This is a genomic window from Candidatus Magnetaquiglobus sp., from assembly GCF_058402785.1.
This window is the reverse complement of the sequence record NZ_JBZVFG010000012.1, coordinates 26,435-49,250: the sequence shown is the minus strand read 5'-3', so window position 1 is coordinate 49,250 and position 22,816 is coordinate 26,435. Positions and strand designations below refer to the sequence as shown.

The 22,816-nt window shown below is 57.7% G+C and carries 30 protein-coding genes; 8 read left to right on the top strand and 22 right to left on the bottom strand.

The window, feature by feature from the left end; translation table 11 throughout:
• The first annotated feature begins 7 nt into the window (after positions 1–7).
• The 8 genes from ACV4UY_RS06275 to arsC all read left to right on the top strand — a co-directional run bounded on the left by ACV4UY_RS06275 (position 8) and on the right by arsC (position 11,827).
• Complete coding sequence (locus ACV4UY_RS06275) at positions 8–4,294, top strand: non-ribosomal peptide synthetase family protein (RefSeq protein WP_491606760.1); 4,287 nt, start codon at positions 8–10, stop codon at positions 4,292–4,294.
• Entirely contained in the window at positions 4,291–6,339 is a 2,049-nt protein-coding gene (locus tag ACV4UY_RS06270; protein WP_491606759.1) for a heavy metal translocating P-type ATPase, read from the top strand. Before ACV4UY_RS06275 ends, ACV4UY_RS06270 begins: the two co-directional genes overlap by 4 nt.
• A gap of 483 nt (positions 6,340–6,822) precedes the next feature.
• A complete protein-coding gene (locus ACV4UY_RS06265; RefSeq protein ID WP_491606758.1) occupies positions 6,823–8,469 on the top strand; it encodes a cyclic peptide export ABC transporter in 1,647 nt (548 codons plus the stop codon).
• Complete coding sequence (locus ACV4UY_RS06260) at positions 8,466–9,161, top strand: thioesterase II family protein (RefSeq protein WP_491606757.1); 696 nt, start codon at positions 8,466–8,468, stop codon at positions 9,159–9,161. The genes ACV4UY_RS06265 and ACV4UY_RS06260 overlap by 4 nt, the downstream gene beginning before the upstream one ends.
• Before the next feature lie 7 nt (positions 9,162–9,168).
• Complete coding sequence (locus tag ACV4UY_RS06255; protein ID WP_491606756.1) at positions 9,169–9,861, top strand: 4'-phosphopantetheinyl transferase family protein; 693 nt, start codon at positions 9,169–9,171, stop codon at positions 9,859–9,861.
• Complete coding sequence (locus ACV4UY_RS06250; protein WP_491606755.1) at positions 9,843–10,637, top strand: type 1 glutamine amidotransferase; 795 nt, start codon at positions 9,843–9,845, stop codon at positions 10,635–10,637. The genes ACV4UY_RS06255 and ACV4UY_RS06250 overlap by 19 nt, the downstream gene beginning before the upstream one ends.
• A 4-nt stretch (positions 10,638–10,641) precedes the next feature.
• The gene (gene yaaA, locus ACV4UY_RS06245) at positions 10,642–11,415 is read left to right on the top strand and encodes a peroxide stress protein YaaA (RefSeq protein ID WP_491606754.1); all 774 of its coding nucleotides are present in this window, start codon (positions 10,642–10,644) and stop codon (positions 11,413–11,415) included.
• A 58-nt stretch (positions 11,416–11,473) separates the two neighbouring features.
• Positions 11,474–11,827, top strand: a complete 354-nt coding sequence (arsC, locus tag ACV4UY_RS06240; RefSeq protein ID WP_491606753.1) for an arsenate reductase (glutaredoxin) — start codon at positions 11,474–11,476, stop codon at positions 11,825–11,827.
• A 55-nt stretch (positions 11,828–11,882) separates the two neighbouring features.
• On the opposite strand, the gene ACV4UY_RS06235 is transcribed toward arsC, so the two are convergent.
• The 22 genes from ACV4UY_RS06235 to rplP form a co-directional block, all read right to left on the bottom strand.
• Entirely contained in the window at positions 11,883–12,482 is a 600-nt protein-coding gene (locus ACV4UY_RS06235; RefSeq protein WP_491606752.1) for a hypothetical protein, read from the bottom strand.
• 131 nt (positions 12,483–12,613) lie between these two features.
• Positions 12,614–12,865, bottom strand: coding sequence for a hypothetical protein (locus ACV4UY_RS06230; RefSeq protein ID WP_491606751.1), 252 nt, complete (start codon positions 12,863–12,865; stop codon positions 12,614–12,616).
• A 199-nt stretch (positions 12,866–13,064) separates the two neighbouring features.
• Positions 13,065–13,433: a 50S ribosomal protein L17 gene (rplQ, locus tag ACV4UY_RS06225; RefSeq protein WP_491606750.1), complete on the bottom strand. Its 369-nt coding sequence runs from the start codon at positions 13,431–13,433 to the stop codon at positions 13,065–13,067.
• A gap of 74 nt (positions 13,434–13,507) precedes the next feature.
• A complete protein-coding gene (locus ACV4UY_RS06220; RefSeq protein WP_420905674.1) occupies positions 13,508–14,530 on the bottom strand; it encodes a DNA-directed RNA polymerase subunit alpha in 1,023 nt (340 codons plus the stop codon).
• Between the two features lie 23 nt (positions 14,531–14,553).
• Complete coding sequence (gene rpsD / locus ACV4UY_RS06215) at positions 14,554–15,180, bottom strand: 30S ribosomal protein S4 (RefSeq protein ID WP_491606749.1); 627 nt, start codon at positions 15,178–15,180, stop codon at positions 14,554–14,556.
• 35 nt (positions 15,181–15,215) lie between these two features.
• Complete coding sequence (gene rpsK / locus ACV4UY_RS06210; RefSeq protein ID WP_420905676.1) at positions 15,216–15,617, bottom strand: 30S ribosomal protein S11; 402 nt, start codon at positions 15,615–15,617, stop codon at positions 15,216–15,218.
• Between the two features lie 61 nt (positions 15,618–15,678).
• On the bottom strand, positions 15,679–16,041 hold the full coding sequence (gene rpsM / locus ACV4UY_RS06205; RefSeq protein WP_491606748.1) for a 30S ribosomal protein S13: 363 nt from the start codon (positions 16,039–16,041) through the stop codon (positions 15,679–15,681).
• A gap of 85 nt (positions 16,042–16,126) precedes the next feature.
• Entirely contained in the window at positions 16,127–16,243 is a 117-nt protein-coding gene (gene rpmJ / locus ACV4UY_RS06200) for a 50S ribosomal protein L36 (protein WP_420905678.1), read from the bottom strand.
• Positions 16,244–16,270: 27 nt separating this feature from the next.
• Entirely contained in the window at positions 16,271–17,593 is a 1,323-nt protein-coding gene (secY, locus tag ACV4UY_RS06195; protein ID WP_491606747.1) for a preprotein translocase subunit SecY, read from the bottom strand.
• Positions 17,594–17,610: 17 nt separating this feature from the next.
• Positions 17,611–18,093 carry a 50S ribosomal protein L15 gene (gene rplO, locus ACV4UY_RS06190; protein WP_491606746.1) on the bottom strand — a complete coding sequence of 161 codons (483 nt, stop codon included), beginning with the start codon at positions 18,091–18,093 and terminating at the stop codon, positions 17,611–17,613.
• Between the two features lie 83 nt (positions 18,094–18,176).
• Positions 18,177–18,356, bottom strand: coding sequence for a 50S ribosomal protein L30 (gene rpmD, locus ACV4UY_RS06185; RefSeq protein ID WP_491606745.1), 180 nt, complete (start codon positions 18,354–18,356; stop codon positions 18,177–18,179).
• Positions 18,357–18,368: 12 nt separating this feature from the next.
• Positions 18,369–18,932 carry a 30S ribosomal protein S5 gene (rpsE, locus tag ACV4UY_RS06180; protein WP_491606744.1) on the bottom strand — a complete coding sequence of 188 codons (564 nt, stop codon included), beginning with the start codon at positions 18,930–18,932 and terminating at the stop codon, positions 18,369–18,371.
• 51 nt (positions 18,933–18,983) lie between these two features.
• Positions 18,984–19,349, bottom strand: coding sequence for a 50S ribosomal protein L18 (gene rplR / locus ACV4UY_RS06175; RefSeq protein WP_420905683.1), 366 nt, complete (start codon positions 19,347–19,349; stop codon positions 18,984–18,986).
• 50 nt (positions 19,350–19,399) lie between these two features.
• Positions 19,400–19,933: a 50S ribosomal protein L6 gene (gene rplF / locus ACV4UY_RS06170; RefSeq protein ID WP_491606743.1), complete on the bottom strand. Its 534-nt coding sequence runs from the start codon at positions 19,931–19,933 to the stop codon at positions 19,400–19,402.
• Between the two features lie 18 nt (positions 19,934–19,951).
• Positions 19,952–20,347 (bottom strand): 30S ribosomal protein S8, encoded by a 396-nt coding sequence (gene rpsH, locus ACV4UY_RS06165; RefSeq protein ID WP_420905685.1) that lies wholly within the window; start codon positions 20,345–20,347, stop codon positions 19,952–19,954.
• Positions 20,348–20,381: 34 nt separating this feature from the next.
• Complete coding sequence (locus tag ACV4UY_RS06160) at positions 20,382–20,567, bottom strand: type Z 30S ribosomal protein S14 (protein WP_420905686.1); 186 nt, start codon at positions 20,565–20,567, stop codon at positions 20,382–20,384.
• Positions 20,568–20,589: 22 nt separating this feature from the next.
• Entirely contained in the window at positions 20,590–21,129 is a 540-nt protein-coding gene (gene rplE, locus ACV4UY_RS06155) for a 50S ribosomal protein L5 (RefSeq protein ID WP_420905687.1), read from the bottom strand.
• 72 nt (positions 21,130–21,201) lie between these two features.
• Positions 21,202–21,531 (bottom strand): 50S ribosomal protein L24, encoded by a 330-nt coding sequence (gene rplX, locus ACV4UY_RS06150; RefSeq protein WP_491606742.1) that lies wholly within the window; start codon positions 21,529–21,531, stop codon positions 21,202–21,204.
• 41 nt (positions 21,532–21,572) lie between these two features.
• Positions 21,573–21,941 carry a 50S ribosomal protein L14 gene (rplN, locus tag ACV4UY_RS06145; protein ID WP_420905689.1) on the bottom strand — a complete coding sequence of 123 codons (369 nt, stop codon included), beginning with the start codon at positions 21,939–21,941 and terminating at the stop codon, positions 21,573–21,575.
• A complete protein-coding gene (gene rpsQ / locus ACV4UY_RS06140) occupies positions 21,938–22,177 on the bottom strand; it encodes a 30S ribosomal protein S17 (RefSeq protein ID WP_420905690.1) in 240 nt (79 codons plus the stop codon). The genes rplN and rpsQ overlap by 4 nt, the downstream gene beginning before the upstream one ends.
• A gap of 3 nt (positions 22,178–22,180) precedes the next feature.
• Positions 22,181–22,396 carry a 50S ribosomal protein L29 gene (gene rpmC / locus ACV4UY_RS06135; protein ID WP_420905691.1) on the bottom strand — a complete coding sequence of 72 codons (216 nt, stop codon included), beginning with the start codon at positions 22,394–22,396 and terminating at the stop codon, positions 22,181–22,183.
• Positions 22,396–22,815, bottom strand: coding sequence for a 50S ribosomal protein L16 (gene rplP, locus ACV4UY_RS06130; protein WP_420905692.1), 420 nt, complete (start codon positions 22,813–22,815; stop codon positions 22,396–22,398). The genes rpmC and rplP overlap by 1 nt, the downstream gene beginning before the upstream one ends.
• Position 22,816 lies beyond the last annotated feature (1 nt).

Genomic DNA, 22,816 nt, shown 5'->3' with positions numbered 1-22,816 from the left:
TGGGGCAATGCGGGAACTCCCTGACGATCACACGATTTTGCACCTCTTCGAGAAACAGGTCGAACGCACCCCGAACGCGATCGCGCTGATCGACGGGGATGTGTCGGTCTCCTATACCCGGTTGAACCGGCTCGCCAATCACCTGGCCCATCGGCTGAACCACGGGGAAATCGGACCAGAACTGCCGGTCGGCATCTGTCTGGAAAGCTCGCTGCATCTGGCGGTGGGGCTGCTGGCCATCCTGAAATCCGGGCATGGCTATCTCCCTCTCGATCCCGCCTACCCCCTGGAACGCCTCTCCCACATGCTGGCGGACTCTGGTTGCCCGGTGCTGTTGACGCAACGAAAATTCCTCACCGCCCTGCCGACCCAGGCCTTGCGGGTCCACTGCCTGGAGGAGGACAAAACCCTCGAAGCGCGAGAACACCCGGACAACCCGGCGTCCAACGTCACGCCGGAGTCGCTGGCCTATATTCTCTACACCTCCGGCTCCACCGGCCAGCCCAAGGGCATCGCCATGCCCCACCGTCCCCTGGTCAACCTGATCCACTGGCAGATCGGCAACGCCGCTTCGCACGATCCCAGGCGCACCCTGCAATTCACGCCGATCAGCTTTGATGTCTCCTTCCAGGAGTTCTTCTCCACCTGGTGTTCGGGCGGCACGCTGGTCACGATGCCGGCGATGCTGCGACGCGATGCGCGCGGACTGTTGCGGTTTCTGGTGGAGAAACGAATCGACCGGCTGTTTCTCCCCCCGGTCGCGCTGCATCAACTGGCGTTGGCGGCCATCGACACCGAGACCGTCCCCAGCGCCCTGCAAGAGGTGATCACCGCCGGCGATCAACTCCAGATCACCCCGGCCATCGTCGAGTTCTTCACCTATCTCGCCGACTGCCGGCTGATCAACCAGTATGGCCCCTCGGAAACCCATGTGGTGACCGAATACCCCTTAAGCGGCCCGCCGGCCAGCTGGCCCAGGCTCCCGCCCATCGGACGTCCCATCGCCAACAGTCAGATCCTGCTGCTGAACGACAAGCTCCAGATCGTGCCCAAAGGCGAGCGCGGCGAACTTCACATCGGCGGATTGGTCCTCTCCAACGGCTACTGGCAGCGTCCGGAACTCAACCGTGACCGCTTCATCCCCAATCCGCACGGTCCGGGCCGGCTCTACAAGAGCGGAGATCTGGCCCGTTTGCTTCCGGATGGTCACTACGAATTTTTGGGACGGCTGGATCATCAGGTCAAGATTCGCGGTTTCCGCATCGAGTTGGGCGAGATCGAATCCCGGCTCGCCCAACACCCGCTGGTGAGCGAAGCGGTGGTCGTGGCTCAGGAGGATGCCAACCATGACAGGCGGCTCATCGCCTATGTGGTGCCCCGACTGGCGGCTGGCACCCCCGAAATCATGCGCGCGGGCGAGGAGCATGTCCACCACTGGCAACGAATCTGGGACGAGGCCTATCGCACCGCGGGACAGACCTGGGACGACGATTTCCATCTGGGGGGCTGGAACGACAGTTATACGGGGGGCAGCCTGCCGGAATCCCAGGTGCGGGAGTGGGTGACCCTGGGCGTGACGCGGATTCTGGCGTTGTCGCCGCGTCGGGTTCTGGAGATCGGTAGTGGCACGGGGTTGTTGTTGTTCCGCATCGCGCCGGTCTGCGCCCGCTATGTGGGCACGGACATCGCCACCGAGGGGATCGAATTCATACGGCAACGGCTGCGCACCAAGCCCTGGGGCGGTTCGGTCACCCTTTTCGCGGCGGCGGCGGATAGCCTGCCCGCCATCGACCCGGTGGATACGGTGATCTTGAACGGGGTGATTCAGTTCTTTCCAGGGGTGGATTATTTTTTCACTGCCCTGGAAAAGATCCTGACCCTGGTTGAACCCGGCGGCCAGATCTTTCTGGGGGACATCCAGAGCCAGACGTTGCTGGAACTGTTCCACACCTCGGTCCAGCTGTATCAGGCCCCGGACCATCTGACCGTCGGCGAGCTTGACCAGCGCATCCGCGAGCGCATGAGCGAGGAGAAAAAGCTGCTGTTCAGCCCGGAGTTCTTCGCCGCGCTGCCCGACCGCTTCCCACGCATCGGCCAGGTGGAGATCCGGTTGAAACCGGGTCGGGTGGTCAACGAACTGACCCGGTTTCGTTTCGACGTGACCCTGCATGTGGAAAAACCGCGGATCCGCCCCACCCGGGAGCCGGTTTGGACCCCATGGCGGGAGGAACGCGACTCCTGGGAGCGCCTGCGCGCGCACCTGACCGAAAACGCCCCGGAGTTTCATGCCATCTCCCAGGTTCCCAATGCCCGACTCTGGATGGATGCGCAGGCCATGAAGGCGTTGGCCTCGAGTGATCCCACCCGGACGATCGGCGCCCTGAAGGCGGGCATCCCTCCGGGTGGGATCGAGCCGGAGGCGTGGTCCGACCTGGTGGCGGAGCTGCCCTATCGGGCCCATGTGTGCTGGTCGGATGCCAGCCATCCGGGCCATTACGACGTGCTGCTGCAACGCACCGACTCGCCGGTCACCGTACACGCCGGGCTTTTTCCCGGTTTGCGAACGGTGCATGCCGGAACGTGGACGACCTCCACCAACGACCCCCTGAAAAGCCGCGAGGCCCTGGTTCCCAAGCTGCGTCACTACCTCAGGCAGAATCTGCCCGATAGCATGCTGCCCGCAGCATTCGTCTTCCTGGAGTCGTTCCCGCTCACCGCGAGCGGCAAGGTGGATCGTCGCCGCCTGCCCCTGCCCAAGCCGGAACGGCCCGCGCTCGAACACCCCTTCATCCCGCCCAGAACCGCCACCGAAGAGAAGCTGGCGACGATCTGGGCCGAGATCCTCAACATCCACCCCATCGGCAGGACGGACAGCTTCTTTGATCTGGGGGGGCACTCCCTGTTGATCATGCCGCTGCTCGCGCAGGTGCGCGATTGCTTTCAGGTGGAGGTGCCACTCACCCGGCTGTTCGAAAACCCGACCATCGCCGGATTGGGAGCGGCCATCGATGACGCGCCCCATGACGATACCCCGCGAACCACCTTGTCGGCGGTCACGGTTGGTGAACTGCAATCCCTCGTCCATCTGCCCGAAGAGATCCGCGCCCATGAAGCGTCCGCGCCGCCGGTCTCCATGCCCGAACGGATCTTCCTGACCGGGGTCACCGGCTTTCTGGGGGCTTTTCTGCTCGATGAACTGCTGCGCCAGACTCGGGCGCGGGTTTACTGTCTGGTGCGTGGCTGCAAGACGCCGGGAAAGGCCAGACAGCGCCTGTTGCGCCATTTCAAACAGTACGGACTGGTCGATCTCATCGACGATCAGACCCTCGACCCACGCATCATTCCGGTGCTCGGCGATCTCTCCCTGCCGCTTCTGGGGTTGAGCGAAGCGGAATTCGCCACCCTCGCCCACGAAATCGAGGTGATCTACCACCTGGGAGCCGAGGTGAATCTTCTCTACCCCTTCCCGGCCCTCCAGGCGGCCAACGTCGGGGGAACCGTGGAAATTCTCCGTCTGGCGACCCGGCACAAAACGAAACCGGTTCATTATACCTCCACCCTCGGCATCTTCGAATCCACCGCATTCGTGAACCATGCGGGCATTCCGGAAGCGGTACGGCTGGAGGCGGATACGCCCATCCACGGCGGTTATGCCCAGAGCAAATGGGTGGCCGAACAACTCTTGAACGAGGCACGCGCGCGCGGCGTGCCGGTTTCGATCTACCGCCCCGGCGGGGTGATCGGCCACAGCCGCACCGGTCGAACCGACACGGACAGCATCGTCATCGGCTTGTTGCGCCACTTCCTGCGCCAGGGGGCCATCCCGAATCTGGAGGCTCCGATGGACATGGTGCCCGTGGATTACGTATGCCAGGCCATGATTCATCTGTCGCTGCGCGCCGTCACGCCGGAGCGGGTGTTCCATCTGGTCCATCCCGATCCGATCTCCCTGCCCGGTTTGGCGGCAGCCTTGAATGAACTGGGCCATGCCGTGACCTTGACCGATTATCCCGCCTGGTTGGCCCGGTTGCAGGGGATGGAGATCCACGCCGCGGAGAATCTGTTCGGTCCGATTCTTTCCGTTCTCACCGGTGGCATGGCCGGAACCGATCTGAGCTATTTCGAGATCTCCTCGATCGGCATGCGTTTCCGGTGCGACAACGCCTTGCAGGGCTTGTCCGGCAGCCGCATCACCTGCCCACCCCTCGACACGGCACAGCTGCGGATCTATCTGCGCTTCTTGCAGACCCGTTTTCCCTCCATTCACCCAAGATCCGAGGCAGACCGGTCATGATCTGGTTTGGTGCCGTCATTCTGGGCGCTTCCATCGTGGCCGCCGTCAAGGCACGCCAGGCCAATCGCCTCCGAACGCCCCCTCCCAATTCACCGCCCAAGAGTACCGGAAAAAAAACGCCCGCCGCCCAGCCGACCAGCCAGCCTCCCGTGGCGGATGCGGTGGAGGTCGATGAAAACAGGGCGCGTCAGACCCAAGAAAAGATCGTCAATCAAAACCTGACCGCCGCCGGCAGCTCCCTGGCCCTCTCCGTCCTGAGCAACATGGCCGGCGTTCCGATGCTCGACAAACTGGCCATTCCAGGTCTCATCTACGTCGGCACCCCCCTGACCGAGGATGGTCTGCGCGCGATCTTCAAGGAGAAGAAAATTCGCGCCTCCATCCTGGACATGGTATCCATTGCCGCGATGCTGGGAACCGGCAACATCTTCGCCTGCTCCCTGGCGGTGACGCTGTTGATGGGCAGCGACAAGCTGCTCCTGAAAACCCGTGACAACTCGCGCAAGAAAACCATCCACATGTTTGTGAAGCAACCCAAACATGTTCTCATCCTGCGCAATCACATCCAATGCGAAATCCCCATCGAACAGGTCAAGGTCGGGGATACGGTGATCGTTCATGCCGGAGAGTACATTCCCACCGACGGCATCATCCTGCAGGGGGATTGCAGCGTGGACCAGCATCAACTCACCGGCGAAGCCAAACCGGTCGAGAAAACCGTCGGCACGTTGGTCTTCGCCGGCACCATGCTGATCTCCGGACGCATCCACTACCGGGTGGAGAAAGCCGGGGAAGATACGGTGATCGCCCAGTTGGGCGAGATCCTCAATCGAACCGCCAACTACGAATCCGCCATCCAGTCGCGCGGCGAGACCATCGCCGACGAGGCGGTCCTGCCGACCATCGTCATGAGCGGCCTGGCCCTGACAGCCGGCATCCCCCAATCCCTGGCGGTCCTGAATGCCGGTTTCGGCTACAACATGCGCCTGATCGCACCTCTGGGCATGTTGAATTTTCTCACCATTGCCGCCAACGAGGGGATTCTGATCAAGGACGGACGTTCCCTGGACCTGTTGGGCAAAATCGATACCGTGGTCTTTGACAAGACCGGCACGTTGACCCTGGTGGAGCCGGAAATCGTCCAGATTCGCCCCACCGACTTCCATCCCGAACACGAGATCCTTCGTTACGCCGCCGCGTGCGAGTACCGTCAGACCCACCCGATCGCCAAGGCGATCCTTCAAGCCGCCAAAGAACGCCACATCGACCTTCCCCCCACCGAGAACATCCAATATGAGGTGGGCTACGGCATCCAGGCGGAATTCGAGGGACAGGTGGTCAAGGTAGGCAGCAACCGGTTCATGCAAATGGAGGGGATCGCCACGCCGGCGGATCCGCATGGCCATGCCGACAATGGCGGCGAACTTGGTTCATCGTTCGTTTATGTGGCGGTGAACGACCGGTTGTCGGGCATCATCGAACTGCGGGTGAAGGTGCGCCCGGAGGTCAAATCCCTGATCAAGGTGTTGCACGCGCAGGGCAAGCAGCTGGCCATCGTCTCCGGGGACCATGAACAGCCCACCCGAATGCTCGCCCGGGAGCTGGGCATCGAGCGTGTTTTCGCCGAGGTGCTCCCCGAGGACAAGGCCAAGCTGGTCATCCGCCTGCAACAGGAGGGTCGTTCGGTCTGCTTTGTCGGCGATGGCATCAACGACGCCATCGCCTTGAAAAAGGCCCATGTTTCGGTCTCTCTTTCCGGCGCCACCACCGTGGCCAGGGACTCGGCGCAGATCGTGCTGATGGGAGGGGACTTGAACCAGTTGCTGCCTTTGTTTGAACTGGGCGCCGAGTTCGACCGGAACATGAACGCCAGTTTCATGACCACCCTGGTACCTGGTCTCATCTGTGTGGGGGGTGCCTTCTTCCTGCGTTTTGGAGTACTGACATCGATCATGCTCTACAATACCGGGTTGGTGGCCGGGGTTGGCAATGCCATGTTGCCTCGTTTGAAACGAATCGGGCATACGGATCAGACCCAAGGATAAGCCAGCCTTCAGGGACGACGGTTACAGGGAGCGGAGGCCGGGGACCCAAGCCCCCCTCACTGTCGCAGGGGACCGGGGACCGCAAGATCCCCGGCGGAGGTGCGGAGGCAGAGCCTCCGTAGTTTTTTCTTTATCTTTTATTATCCAATGTCTTTTATCTTTTAGCGCGATCTCAAAAAAGCGTTTTTTCGCGTCTCTTGCGAAAAAACGCTGCGCGCAGCCTTGGCAGCGGGAACGTTTCGCGCCTTTGGCGAAACGTTCCCGCGAACATGGCCCAAAAAGCAGGCCCCAAAAATCGCCTGGACACAAATACCCCCCGGAGGCGCCTGGACCCCGCCAACCGGGCGAGAACGACTTTTTGAAACCCTCCCTTGAAAGACCCGTCGTAAATGTGAACCGATGCTGGTGATCAAGCGGCAATTGCGCTATCATGCAAACCTGAACGTTGAATCTGAATTTGCGCCCTCTTCTGGAAATCCCATCATGAAATTATTGGAATTTTTCAATCGGGAACTGGAAATCTCCAAATCCTCCATCCTGGGCAGCACCACCATCGCGGGCGCAGCCAGCGCGGTTCTGCTGGCGGTGATCAACTCGGGCGCGGAAATGGCGGCCAACCAGGAGATGAAAGATCACTATTTCTGGATCTTCATCGCCTCGTTCCTGCTCTTCTTCATCACGAAAAAATTCGCCCTGAGCGCGGCATCCGTGGCAGTCGAGGCTGCGGTGCGCAAGGTGCGCATCCGCATCGCCGACAAAATCCGCCGTTCGGAGCTATCCTTTGTCGAAAACATGGGACGCTCCAGCATGTTCACCCGCCTCACCCAGGACGCCAACCTCATTTCTCAATCGGCGGTGATCATCATCAACGCCAGCCAGTCGGCCATCGTGCTGGTCACCACCCTGATCTACGTGGCTTGGCTCTCGCCGGTGGGCTTCCTCATCATCACCGTGGCCCTCGGCACCGGCAGCATCCTCTATCTGGCCAACAACCGCAAGAACGCCGATGCCTTCGAAGCGGTCAACCGCAAGGAGTCGGAGTTCTTCGACGCCTTGAACCACCTGTTGAGCGGCTTCAAGGAGGTCAAGGTCAACACCAAGAAGAGCGACCGGCTGTTCGAGCACATCGAACGCATCTCGGTGGAAACCGAACAGCTGAAGGTGACCTCGGGATTGCGCTTCGTGGTCGATTTCATGTTCTCCCAGGTCTCCTTCTACCTGCTTCTGGCCATCATCGTCTTCATTCTGCCGCAACTCGAACCCACCCACTACACCATCGTCATCAAACTCACCGCCTCGACCCTGTTCATCATCGGTCCGGTGAACCTGCTGGTGGGCGCAATCCCGATCTTCACCCTGGCGGATGTGGCGGTGCGCAACCTCTACAAGCTCGAAAGCGAACTCGATGCCCAGGGACTGAGCGACCAACCCTTCAATGTCCGACTGGCCAACCGCATGGCCGCCTTCCAGGATATCCGCTTCGAAAACGTCACCTTTGCCTACGACGCCAAAGAGTCAGGCGGCGAATTTTCGGTCGGACCGCTCAACTTCTTCATCAAACGCGGCAACATCCTGTTCCTGACCGGCGGCAACGGCAGCGGAAAATCCACGGTGCTCAAGGTGATCACCGGCCTCTACTACCCGGTGTCGGGTCGCATCCTGATCGACGGCGTGCCGGTCAACCGCGCCAACTATCCGGAGTTCCGCAACCTGTTCTCGTTGATTTTCAGCGATTTTCACCTCTTCGATCGCCTCTACGGCCTGGAGGACGTGGACGAGGATACCCTGGACGAACTGCTGCGGCTGATGCAACTGGAGAACAAAACCAGCTATCAGGACGGTCACTTCACGGACATCAACCTCTCCACCGGTCAAAAGAAGCGTCTGGCCTTCATCGCCGCCACGCTCGAAGACAAACCAGTCAACATCTTCGACGAGTGGGCCGCGGATCAGGATGCCACCTTCCGGGCCTTCTTCTACGAAAAGATCCTGCCCGATATGCGCGCCAGAGGAAAAACCCTGATCTGCGTCACCCATGACGATCGCTACTTCCACGAATGCGACCATCTGATCAAGATGGAGATGGGCAAGGTGGTGATCGACGACGACCACGCGGGGCCCACCGCATGACACAACTGTTCTCCCTGCCCTACGCGGGCGGCAACGCCTATGCGTTTCTGGGGCTCGGCAAACATGTGGATGATTTCATCCGCACCGTTCCCCTCGAACCACCAGGACGGGGACGGCGCGGTCAGGAACCGCTGCTCACCTCCATCGAGGCCATCACCGAGGATCTGGCCAACCTGATCCACGCCCGTCTCGAGGGGCCCTACGCCCTGATCGGCCACAGCCTGGGGGCCTATCTGGCCAACCTGGTGATCCGCCGCCTGATCAGGATGGGCGTCGAACCTCCCCGCCATCTGTTCGTGTCGGGTGCGGCGGGACCCACGCGACCCAAAAAGAAAAAACTCATCCACGGCCTCTCCAAGGAGGCGTTTTTGGCCGAAGTGAGCCAGTACGGCGGACTGCCCCGCGAGGTGCTGGCTCATCAGGAGCTGATCGACTACTTCGAACCGATCCTGCGCGCCGATTTCCAGGCGGTCGAGACCCACCACTACCAGCCGTCCGACCCCCTGCCCGTGCCGATCACCGCCCTGACCGGAGCCAGGGACACCATCGTCACCCTGGATCTGGTGCGGCTGTGGCAGGCCGAGACCCGCCATCCCCTGATCATCGAACACTTTCCAGGGGATCACTTCTTTATTTTCGAAGAGTGGCCACGCATCGGCGAGATCGTCTCGAAAACCCTGCTGGCGGGGTAATGCCGGCGTGATCCGCGTGCTTGCCGCCGACAACGCCACCCCGCTCCCGGAGTCCCTTCGGGAAGAACTGCTGACCTCCCTTCCCGCCGCGATGCACCCCACGATCCAACGCTACAAGCGCTGGCAGGATCGTCAGGCCGCGCTGCTGGGGAAATGGCTGGTGCGACAGGCGCTGCTCGCCGAACACCATCCAGGCCACACCCTGGAATCCTGGCGCCTGGGTCCGTTCGGCAAACCGAGCGTGGCAGAGGACATTTTCTTCAACCTCTCCCATACCGATGGTCTGGTCCTATGCGCCGTGACCCGTGTTGGTGAAATAGGCATCGATTGCGAACGGATCCGCCCGCTCGACCTGCATGATTTCGAACGGCTCTTCCCCCGCGATGCGTGGAAGGAGATCGAAGCGGCGACGGAGCCGTTTCTCGCCTTCTTTAACGCCTGGACACGCGGCGAAGCACTCCTCAAGGCCGATGGCCGGGGACTCTCGTTTCCCCTGGAGCACCTGCGCATCACCGGCAATCGGGGCACCGTGGAGGAGAACGGCAACCACTGGTCGATCCTGCCGGTCGCGGTGCCGATTGGATGGTGCTGCCATGTGGCGCTGGCCACTCCAAAGAGAGGGCCCGCGCCGCCACCCCCCACGTTTGAGGATCAAGATCCACCGATCACACTGGAGCCCCTATGGAAATCGGCTATTTGAGTGTCGGAACACCGCCCAAACCGCTGACGGAACGGTTCGGGGAGTACCCGGCGATGTACCAACGGATGCTGGCCGAAGTTCTGCCCGAAGCGCGTCTGCGCATCTTCGAGGTGAGAGAAGGGAAGCTGCCCGACTCGGTGCGTACCTGCGACGGCTACATCTGTCCGGGATCCGACGATTCGGTCTACCATCCCCTGCCATGGCTGCCGCCGCTCATGGCCTTCATCCGCGCCGTGCATGCCGCCGCACACCCCTTCGTGGGGATCTGCTTCGGACATCAACTGCTGGCCCAATCCCTGGGAGGTTCCGTGGAACGGGCCAACGGCGGCTTGCGACTGGGCACCAGGCGGATCGAGATCACCGCGCCCACGCCCTGGATGGTGCCTTGCCAAACCGTGCTCCATCTTCCCTTCGCCCATCGCGATCAGGTGATCCGTCTGCCCCCAGATGGACAGACCCTGGCCACCAGTGACCACTGCCCCTGCGCGATGTTCCAGGTGGGTAAGGCCAGCCTCGGAATCCAGGGACATCCGGAGTTCGACCATCCCTACATGCAGGCCCTGATCGAACTCCCGCGTCCGGAAAAGGAGCGTACCGAGGTGGAAATGGCGAGAAAGAGTCTGGCACTTGACGTGGACAACCAGCTCATGGCCGAATGGATCGGTGAATTTTTTCGCGCGCACGGAGCGCACGGGAATGGTGAAGCCAACCGTACCAGCTTCACCAGAACCCCAAACCCAACAAACAGCGGCAACACGAACCGCAGATACCGGTGAAACAATGCTCGCCCTGATCTCACCAGCCAAAACCCTGGATCCGCATCCCCAGTCGCTCCCCCTGGCCACCACGCAACCTTTTTTTCAACAGTTGGCGCAGGAACTCGCAGAAGTCATGCGAGAATTCGACGCGCCGGCACTCGAGTCCCTCATGGGCATCAGTCCGGCCCTGGCGCGACTCAACGCCGGGCGCTTCCAGTCGTTCATCGCCAACCCCGCACCCAAGGTTGGCCATCCCGCCGCGCAACTCTATCGCGGCGACACCTACACCGGGTTGGATGTGGACTCCTGGTCACTTGACGACTGGGAATTCGCCCAAGGACATCTGCGCATCCTCACCGGTCTCTACGGTCTGCTGCGTCCCCTGGACCGGATTCAACCCTATCGATTGGAGATGGGCACCCGGTTGGCCAATCCACGCGGCAAGGATCTGTATGCCTTTTGGGACAAACGACTGATCGAGGCGATCACCGCTCAGGTCGCCACGCATGCCAACCCAACGGTAATCAATCTGGCCTCCGAGGAGTACGCCAAGGCGGTCGCTGGACTGCCCATGGTGACGCCGGTCTTCAAGGAGGAGCGACGTGGCAGACTCCAGGTGATCGGCCTGATGGCCAAACGCGCCCGAGGCGCCATGGCACGCCACATGATTACCCAACGCCTGGAATTCCCGGAACCCTTGCAGGCGTTCACGGAAGGAGGCTACCGGTATCGTCCAGAGCTGTCGAATGCCACCCATTGGATCTTCGTGCGACCAGAAACGGTGCCGTCCGCCTGAAACCCAGGCGACACCCCTCCCGTACCACACCCAACCCACCCATCAGGAACGTACACCCATGGAAGAGATCACCATCTGGCACAACCCGCGCTGCTCCAAGTCGCGCCAAACCTTGCAACTGCTCGAGGAGAACGGGATGACCCCGCGTGTGGTCCACTATCTGGAGACACCACCGGACGCCCAAGAGCTGGAACAGGTTCTGTCCGCCCTCGACCTGACCCCGCGACAACTGTTGCGCACCGGCGAAACGCTCTACAAGGAACTGGGATTGGCCGACCCGAACCTGACCCATGCCCAACTGATCGCCGCTATGGTCGCCCATCCCAAGCTGATCGAAAGACCGGTGGTCCGGATCGGCACCCGCGCGGTCTTGGGTCGCCCCCCGGAAAACATCCTTGGCTTTCTCGGTTGATTCAACAATCCTTAGTTAAAGGTTATGCAATTGGTGTTTTTTAAATTCACAGCAACTAACACCTTTCAATGATTTTAATAATATAACCTGGATAAAAATAACTAATAGCATTAAAATCACCACAATTATGACACAGCCTGGTGCAATTCTTGTAAATCATATACAATCCATATTTACCGAAAATTTCATTCATCAAACCTGCCAAGATTGATTGTTCAATCTTATGCTCCATCATGACATCAAGACTTTTCTTGATATCATGTCGCAACAAGATACGCATATGCACAGTCATCGCGAGCCGAACAAGTTTACCAGCATGCGACGATGAACAAGGATAGCAATCAATGATAGATTCCCAAAACCAATACGTTATTTTAATAGGATCTATACTCTTCTGCTCAACCTGATAGATCCTTAAATAAGTAACCATTTTGGTTACAGTGGTATGAAAAATCTGTTCTCTCTCAACATCTAAAACTGCAACAATCTTATTACACTCATCCCTAATTGGGTCAAGCACCATAGAATAAAAAACAGGCTCATTATGGCCATGTATACGTTCAAGACGCAACCCTGCCAACAACAATACACGAAGCACCGATTCCCATGTCTTGGAAAAACTCAGATAAAAATCGTCAAGATCAATGCGATACATAGACTCCACCATTCTTTCTCACACATCAGTTATTCAATAATTGACAAACAAACACAAATCCATTCGAAATCAGCAAACAATAAAAAACCAATAAATAATTAATGTTATATATTCGCGCAAAAAAATCAAAATTATTTGTTTGGCTGATCAAAATCCACACACATTTTTATTATATCCAACTCATCCTTGAGCTGTTCCACAAGATCCCGTGGGTCTTTAAACACCTTGCTTAAATTATCCGAAATCTCATTGTGAAGCTTTCCTGAAATTCCTTTGGTATCCCTAATCAAACAATCAAACGGCTTAGCAAGCTCCTTCTTATGCAAAGGAGGCATCTTACTGTTCTCCATCAACCATGCTCCCAAATCAACCGGCTTTTCCATCGTCACTTCCACCTATTGCATGATGACCGACCGATTAATAATATAAATAATCGATAGTGAGGAATAAAATAAAATCCAAGTATTTCGTATTATAGAGCCAATCAAAAAAAATCGCCTAAACCACTTGCTGGTAGAATAGGCGATAGTCTTATAAAATTCCACTGAATTTGTCAGATATACATCAGAAGATTCTTCTCATTCACGCTGTTGCTTCCCGCTCCACCAACTCGATGAAGGCCATGGGCGCACAATCGCCGTAGCGATGCCTGGTCTTGATGATACGGGTATAGCCACCATTGCGCTCCTTGTTGCGCTCGGCGATATCCGAGAAGAGCTTGTGGGTGACCTCCTTGTCGGGCATCACCGCCAAAGCCTGACGCCGGGCATGCAAGGAACCATCCTTGCCCAGGGTCACCAACTTGTCGGCCAGCATACGCAACTCCTTGGCGCGCGGCACGGTCACTTCGATCCGCTCATAACGGAACAGGCTGGTCAGCATGTTGCGCAACAAGGCATTGCGAATGTCGGGTCTGCGATTGAGCTTGCGGCCCTGCTTGAGATGTCTCATGATCCTCTGTGTCCTTCCATCGTCCAGTCAACGCCGAATGATACCTGCATCCATCCGCGCCAAGTGCATGACAATCAAAAATTCTCTTCCTCGAACTGCTTGGCCAGCTCTTCAATGTTTTCAGGCGGCCACCCATCCAGGTGCATGCCAAGGCTCAAATCCATCTCCTCGAGCACCTCCTTGATTTCGTTCAAGGATTTGCGTCCAAAATTCGGAGTCTTCAACATCTCGGACTCGGTTTTCTGAACCAGGTCGCCGATGTATACGATATCGTCGTTCTTGAGGCAGTTGGCGGAACGCACCGACAGTTCCAGCTCATCCACCTTGCGGAAGAGGTTGGGATTCCACTTCGGCGAGGCGTGGTCGTCACGTCCCTCGTGAATCGGGATATCGTCGAAATTGATGAACAGGCTCAACTGATCCTGCAGGATCTTGGCAGCCAGGGCCAGGGCATCCTCGGGACTGACCACGCCATTGGTCTCGATATAAAGCTCGAGTTTGTCGTAGTCGGTCTGCTGTCCCACGCGAGCGTTGGAGACCTTGTAGGAGACCCGTTTGACCGGATTGTAGCTGCAGTCCATGGGGATGTCGCCGATGTTGGTCGGCTGGTCATCGGCACCCGCAGAGGCACGCACATACCCCTTGCCCGTGGTCACGGTCATGGTCATGTTGAGCTTGCCGCTCTTGTTCAGGGTGGCGATGTGGTGATTCGGATTAAGGATCTCGATATCATGACCGCAATCGATATCCGCAGCGGTAACCACCCCTTCCTTCTCCGCGACGAGGGTCATGGTGCGGGTGGTACTACTCTTCATGCGAATCGCAACACCCTTGAGATTGAGGATGATGTCGGTCACATCCTCCAAAACGCCAGGGATGCTTGAAAACTCATGCAAAACCCCTTCGATGCGCACGGCAGAGACCGCCGCTCCTTGCAAGGAGGAGAGAAGAATGCGACGTAGAGCATTGCCCAGCGTTGTTCCAAAACCACGTTCCAACGGCTCGGCGATCAAGGTCGCCTTGTATTGAGAATCTCCATCACCGACCAGCTCAACCTTGCGGGGCTTGATCAATTCCGTCCAGTTCCTGTACATCACAATCCCCCATCCAAATAAACACGTTACTTGGAATACAGTTCCACGATGAGGTTCTCGTTATAATCCGCCGGCAGATCCGCACGATCCGGGAACGACACGAACGTTCCGGACAGGGAAACTGGATCCACCTCGAGCCAGGAAGGGAAACTGCGACGCATGGCACTTTCCATGGCGCCCTTGATGCGCAAATGGTTCTTGCATGTCTCATCCACCGCGATCCTGTCACCTGGTTTGACCAGATAGGAGGCGATGTTGACGCAATGACCATTCACGAGGATCTGTTTGTGACTGACCACCTGGCGGGCTTCGCTACGCGATGCCGAGAATCCGAGGCGATAGACCACATTGTCGAGACGCCGCTCCAGGAGGACCAACAGGTTCTCACCGGTCACGCCCGGCATGCGGGTGGCCTTCTCGAAGTAGTTGCGGAACTGCTTTTCCAGAAGGCAGTAGGTGCGTTTGATCTTCTGCTTTTCGCGCAGATGCACGCCATAGTCCGAAACCTTGCGGCGACGCTGTCCATGCAGACCAGGGCCATAGTTTCGACGCTCGATGGCGCACTTGTCCGAAAAGCACTTCTCCCCTTTCAGGAAGAGTTTGGCCGCCTCGCGACGACAGAGTCTGCATTTGGATCCAAAATAACGGGCCATGTTTCCCTAGAGTCCCTTATATCTACCGAGTCGAATCAGACGCGACGCCGTTTCGGAGGACGGCAACCATTATGTGGAATGGGAGTCACATCCTGAACAAAGGCAATGTTAAAACCGATATTGGCCAAGGCACGCAAGGCCGATTCACGCCCAGAGCCAGGACCTTTCAAGCGCACCTCAAGGTTGCGCATGCCGTGCTCCTGGGCTTTGCGTCCCGCATCTTCGGCAGCCATCTGGGCGGCAAAGGGGGTGGACTTACGCGATCCCTTGAACCCTTGTGCGCCAGCCGAACCCCAGGAGATCACATTTCCCGCGGTATCGGTGATCGAAACAATGGTATTGTTGAAGGTGGATCGGATATGCGCGATCCCGCTGGCGATATTTTTCCGCTCCTTCTTTTTGATTCGAGTCGCGGTTTTCTGAGCCTTCGTCGCCATGTTTACTCCTCGATTTCCTGCCCGGTCTGATCACCTGGGCCAATCAGTAATAGATTCAAGATCATTTGCCAACCACGGCACGACGCGGTCCTTTGCGTGTCCGGGCATTGGTATGGGTACGTTGTCCACGAACCGGCAAACCACGGCGATGACGCAGACCACGATAGCAGCCCAGATCCATCAACCGCTTGGTATTCATCGCGACCTGACGTCGCAGATCGCCCTCGACAACATGATCCTTGTCGATGACGGCGCGAATGCGGGCGACCTCGGCCTCGGAGAGATCACGCGCGCGGACTTCGGTGGAGACCTCGGCCTCCTTCAGAATCTGCTTGGCCCGAACCGGACCGATCCCGTAGATATAGGTCAAAGCCACTTCCATCCGCTTGTTGATCGGAATGTTCACGCCAGCAATACGGGCCACCTTCAAATCTCCTCAATAGCCGAATTCACGGATTATACGCCATTTCAGCAAGAACCCAAGGGATTCTCGCAGCAGGATACCAAACTCAACCCTGGCGCTGTTTGTGTTTCGGATGCGCCGGGCAGATCACCCGAGCAACGCCCTTGCGTTTCACCACTTTGCAGAGTTTACAAAGTGTCTTCACCGATGCACGGACCTTCATCTGGAAAACTCCTCCACGTTTGGGTCGTCAGGTACGACCACGAATCCGGGCTTTTTGCATCAACCCTTCATACTGACGGCTGATCAAAAAGGATTGAATCTGCGCGGAGGTATCCATGGTGACGCCGACGACGATCAGCATGGAAGTCCCTCCAAAATAAAACGGCACATTATAGCTTGAAATCAGAATCTCAGGCAAGAGACAAACTCCGGTCACGTACATCGCCCCCACCAGAGTCAGCCGCGTCAGAATCTTGTCCAGATACTCCGCTGTACGCGCACCCGGTCGGATACCCGGAACGAACCCACCATACTTCTGCAGATTGTCCGCCGTCTCCTGAGGATTGAAAACAATCGCGGTATAGAAGTAGCAGAAGAAAACAATGGCCAACGAATAGACCACCATATACGCCACATGCCCAGGAGATAGGGCGGTGGCCATCCCCTTGAGCCAATCCCACGGCGCAAAATTGGCGATGGTCACAGGGAACAAAATGATGGAGCTGGCAAAGATCGGCGGGATCACACCCGACGTGTTGATCTTCAATGGCAAGTGGGTGCTCTCGCCTCCCACCATGCGACGTCCGCTCACCTGTCTCTTGGCGTACTGAACCGTAATGCGGCGCTGCGCACGTTCCATGAAGATGATGAAGGCGGTCACCGCCACCGACATGACCAGCAGGAACAGCACGAACAAGGGTTGCAGGTCACCGGTGCGCGCCAATTCAAGGGTCTTGACCAGGGCGATGGGCAGATTGGCGACAATCCCCGCATAGATGATCAGCGAGATGCCATTGCCAATGCCGCGTGCGGTGATCTGCTCACCCACCCACATGATGAATGCCGTGCCTGAGGTCAAGGTGATCACGGTCATGACACGGAACGACCAACCTGGTTCCACCACCACGCCCAAACCGCCGGCTTGCATGGATTCCAGGCCATAAGCAATGCCAAACCCCTGGAAGATGGAGAGAATCACCGTTCCAAATCGGGTATACTGGTTGATCTTGCGCCGTCCCATCTCCCCTTCCTTCTTGATGGCCTCGAGCTTCGGAAAGACAGCGGTCATCAATTGCAGGATGATCGAGGAGGAGATGTAGGGCATGATGCCCAAGGCAAAAACCGTCAATCGGGAAAGCGCACCACCCGAAAACATGTTGAACATGCCGAGCAGCGTGCCTTGCTGTTGATCAAAAAAGGCCGCCAGAGCCTTGGGATCAATGCCCGGTGTCGGTACATGAGCACCGATCCGATAGACAATCAGCATCCCAAGGGTGAAGATGAGTCGTTTGCGCAACTCGGGGATACGGCCAAGATTGGCCAGACCGGCAAAAGGAGATTGCGCGTCCATGAACCCTCTGTCTACGCTCAGGCACCCGCTTCGGAGTGCGACTCTTCATCCGATTCAGCTTGATTCACGGTCACGCTGCCACCCGCCGCACGCACCTTGGCAATCGCCGAGGCCGAAGCACGATCCACGGTGATGAACAACGGCTTGGTGATCTCACCCTGAGCCAACAGCTTCACGCCATCACGCTCACGCCCCACCAGACCGCGAGCCTTGAGATCCTCGATCCCAACCGTCACACCGGCATCGAACAGATCAAGATCCTGCAGGTTGACCAGGGCATAGACCTTGCGGAACGGATTCTTGAAGCCTCGCTTGGGAAGACGGCGCTGCAAGGGCATCTGACCGCCCTCGAAACCCACCTTGTGATAGCCACCCGAGCGGGCCTTCTGACCTTTTTGACCACGGCAGCTGGTTTTGCCGTGACCGGAACCGATACCACGTCCCACACGCTTGCCACCACGGGCACCGGCGGGATTCTTGGGCAGTTCATTCAGTTTCATGGTATCCACAACCTTACAGGATAGGTAGGGTATCAAGCCCTGTTGACACGGCTTGATGTCCATCTTCAATCTCTACAAAAAAGCTACTCGACCACGCGCACCAGATGCGGAACCTTGGCGATCATGCCGCGTATGCAGGGATTGTCCTGCAACTCACGGACGTGTCGAATGCGCTTCAAACCCAAACCGCGAACAATCAAACGCTGCTCTTCGGGACGACCGATCAAAGAGCGGATCTGCTCCACCTTGAGAGTCTTGGACATCGGATCCCCCCCTTATGCGGCGCCAAAGCGGTCCATCGGAAGGTCGCGCTTGGCGGCCACTTCCTTGGGTGAACGAATCGCCTTCAAAGCGTCAAAGGTCGCCTTGATGAGATTGTGCGGATTCGACGTGCCCGTGGACTTGGCGAGAATATCGCGAATTCCGAGGGCCTCGAAGATCGGACGCATCGAACCACCGGCAATGATGCCAGTACCTTCGACCGCCGGACGCAGAATGACACCACCCGCGCCATAGTGACCGATCATCTGATGGAAGATGGTGCGACCATCCTTGATCGGAATGTCCATCATGCTCTTGCGGGCCTTTTCCGTGGCTTTGCGAATGCTCTCCGGAACTTCCTTGGCCTTGCCCAATCCATAACCGACGCGGCCCTTGCCATCACCAACCACGACAATGGCCGAGAAGTTGAACCGGCTGCCACCCTTCACCACCTTGGCGGTACGCTTGATCGTCACCAGCTTCTCGATGTAATCATCGGTCTGCCAGCCACCGATCTTCTCTTCCGGCGCGTTGTTGTTATTGTTGTTGTTCGCCTGATTGCTGCGTCGCTTAGCCATCGCCGCTCCTGCCTGATCTTGCGTCCAAGCCCATCAAATGGACTGACTTCCCTAGAAATCCAAACCGCCTTCACGCGCCGCGTCAGCCAGGGTCTTCACCCGGCCATGATACAGATAGCCGCTGCGGTCGAAAACCACGGTACCCACATTGGCAGCCTTGGCCTTCTCGGCGATACGTTGCCCCACCAAGGCAGCGGCCTCTCTGTTGCCACCGTTCTTGAGCTGCTCGCGAATCTCTTTTTCCACCGTGGAGGCCGAGACGATGGTCCGTCCAACGGCGTCATCAATGATCTGCGCGTAAATATGCTTGGCACTGCGAAAAACCGAAAGACGCGGACGGTCTCCAGCGACTTGACGGATCTTGAAACGGATTCGCGCGCTGCGAATCTTTCTGGCCACATGTCTGTCCTGTGACATCAAACCATCCCCATGCGTATTGACGTTGTCCGCCGAAATCCGACTCCGGCTTACTTCTTCTTGCCGACCTTGCGCTGAATCTTCTCGCCCTGATACAAAATCCCCTTGCCTTTGTAGGGCTCGGGCAGACGATAGGTACGGATTTCGGCACAGGTCTGACCCAAACGCTCGGCATCGATCCCCTTCAAGACCAACAGGGTATTCTTATCCACCGAGACTTCGATGCCATCTGGCAAATTGAAATCCACCGGATGGGAAAAGCCCAGGTTCAGCTTCAGCACCCGCCCCTCAACCGCAGCACGATAGCCAACCCCAATGATCTCGAGGGTCTTGGTGAACCCCTCGGACACCCCCTTGACCATATTGAACAGAAGAGCACGAGCCAACCCCCAGAGCGCACTGCTGTTCTTGGAGTTGCCAAGCGGAGTGACAATCAGTTGATCCCCATCACGGGTGACCTGAACTTCGGCGGGAAAGGTGCGGGTGAGGCTACCCAACTTGCCGGAGACTTGAACGGTCTGATTGTCGATGGTCACCTCCACCCCCTTGGGGACAGAGATCGGTAATTTGCCAATTCTGGACACGAGAACGTTCCTCGAATGTTAGAATACGGTACACAAAAGCTCACCGCCAACGCCCATCTTGCGCGCCTGACGATTGGATACAACACCCTTGCTGGTGGAAAGAATGGCGATTCCCAAGCCCTGGTACACCTTCGGAATCTCATCCTTCGCCACATAGACGCGTCGGCCAGGTCGGGAGCGTCGATTGATCTCTTCGATCACCGGACGGCCCTTGCGATACTTGAGATCCAGGCGCAAAATGGGAAATTTTCCTTCGGCCACGAGTTCGACCTTGGAGACATACCCCTCTTCCATAAGGATCTCGGCAATACGGGTCTTGATCTTGGACACGGGGACATCGACCTGATCCTTGCGCACCATCTGCGCATTGCGGATTCGGGTCAACATGTCACTGATTGGATCGGTCATACCCATGGAAACAAAGCTCCAATTCTCAATAAAACAGTTCTTACCACGATGCTTTCACGATACCCGGGATCTCACCGCGCAGCGAAAGTTGACGCAGACAGATGCGGCAGAGCGTGAACTTGCGCAGATACCCTCTGGGTCGAGCACAACGGGCACAGCGATGATAGGTCCGAACAGAAAACTTCGGTTTACGCTTGCACTTGGCAATCAACGATTTCTTGGCCATGAGTTCGCATCATCCTCGACGATCAATTCTTGAAAGGCATACGGAATGCCCGCAACAGAGCCTTGGCTTCCTTGTCCGTGGTGGCAGAGGTGACGATCACGATATCCATGCCACGCACCGCATCGACCTTGTCGTAGTCGATTTCCGGAAAGATGATCTGCTCCTTGAGGCCCATGCAGTAGTTGCCACGACCATCAAAAGCATTTCCCTTGACGCCCTGGAAGTCACGGGTACGCGGCAGGGCCACATTGATCAGTCGATCCAAAAATTCGTACATCCGCACACGCCGCAAGGTCACGCAGCAGCCGATCGCCTGTCCCTTGCGCAGCTTGAAGCCCGCCACAGACTTTTTGGCCTTGGTCACCAACGGCTTTTGTCCCGAGATGGCCGTCATGTCGGTCACGGCGCCGTTCAAGAGATTCTTGTCCGCGACCGCCTTGCCCACACCCATGTTGATGACGATTTTTTCGATCCGCGGGATCTGCATCACGTTGCGGTATCCAAACTCCTTCATCAGGGCGGGAGCGATCTCCCTGTCATACAGCTCTTTCAATCTGGCCATGGTCTGTTCCTGTCTGGGGCCTTGGCATTCGAGGCTTCACTATGAACGAACTGAACCGTCCGTTGAAACACCCTACCGATCGATGGTCTCGCCGGATTTGATGGCCACGCGAACCTTGCGACCATCCTCCAGGATCTTCTTGCCGATCCGACTGCCCTTGCCGGTGGCCACATCGTAAAACATCAGGTTGGAAATATGGATCGGGGCCTCTTTTTCCACGATCGAGGCTTCCTTATCCTTGGTCGCCCGTGTGTGACGCTTGATCATGTTGATACGCTCGACCAGAGCAGACTCCTGGCCGGTCACGATCTTCAGGATGCGACCGCGCTTGCCCTTGTCCTTCCCGGAGATCACAACGACCTGGTCACCCTTTTTCAGGGAAGTTTTGAAAGCGGTATTCATCGGACCTCTACTTGTCACCGTCACTTTTCAAAACCGGCACCTTACAGTACTTCAGGGGCCAGCGAAATGATTTTCATATAGTTCCGGACACGCAATTCACGGGTAACCGGTCCGAAGATACGGGTACCGACGGGATCTCCGGACTTGTTGATCAGCACTGCGGCGTTGCGGTCGAAACGGATATAGCTGCCATCGTCACGAACGACCTGCTTCTTGGTGCGGACCACGACAGCTCGCGCCACATCACCCTTCTTGACCTTGCCGCGCGGAATCGCGGACTTGATGGCCACGGCAATCACATCGCCCACCAGGGCATAGCGACGCTTGGAACCACCCAGAACCTTGATGCATTGCACCTTCTTGGCTCCAGAGTTGTCCGCCACCTCGAGTGTGGTTTGTACCTGAATCATGCGGATTCCTCCGAAATCACCACCCAGCACTTATCCTTGCTCACCGGGGGGCACTCACGAATGCGCGCCACTTCACCCACCTTGAGACGATTGTCCGGGTCATGGGCCTTATACTTCTTGGAGCGGCGGATAATCTTCCCGTACAACTCGTGACGGACGTTACGCTCCACCTTGACCACCACGGTCTTGTCCATCTTGTCGCTCACCACGACGCCCTGAAGGATGCGTTGCGGCATGACTCAACTCCCCTTGGCCACAGCATTTTGTTGCCGCGCACGTTCTCCCTGGATCGTCATGATCCGGGAGATCTCCTTGCGCACCTTGCGAATTCTCGCCGTATTTTCGAGTTGCGCCGTGGCGAGTTGAAAGCGCAGATTGAATGCTTCCTGATGAAGCTCGCGCAACTTGTCGGCGATTTGCTCCTCGGTCAGCGACCTGACTTCAGCGGCCTTCATCACGCCTTCCTCCAGTTATGAATAAACTTGGTGGGGATGGGCAACTTCGCACCGGCCAAAGCCATGGCTTCTCGGGCGATCTCCTCCGATACCCCTTCCATCTCATACATGACACGGCCCGGCTTGACCCGCGCCATCCAATACTCCGGGTTGCCCTTACCCTTACCTTGGCGAACCTCGGCGGGCTTCTTGGAGACCGGAACATCCGGGAACATCCGGATCCAGATGCGGCCACCGCGCTTGATGTGCCGGGTCATGGCACGGCGCGCGGCCTCGATCTGACGGGCGGTGATACGACCGGCCTCCAGGGCCTTGAGCCCATACTGGCCGTAGTCCAGCTCATCACAGCTTCCCGCGATCCCATGGATACGTCCCTTGTGGGCCTTGCGGAACTTGGTCTTTTTGGGTTGCAAAAGCATG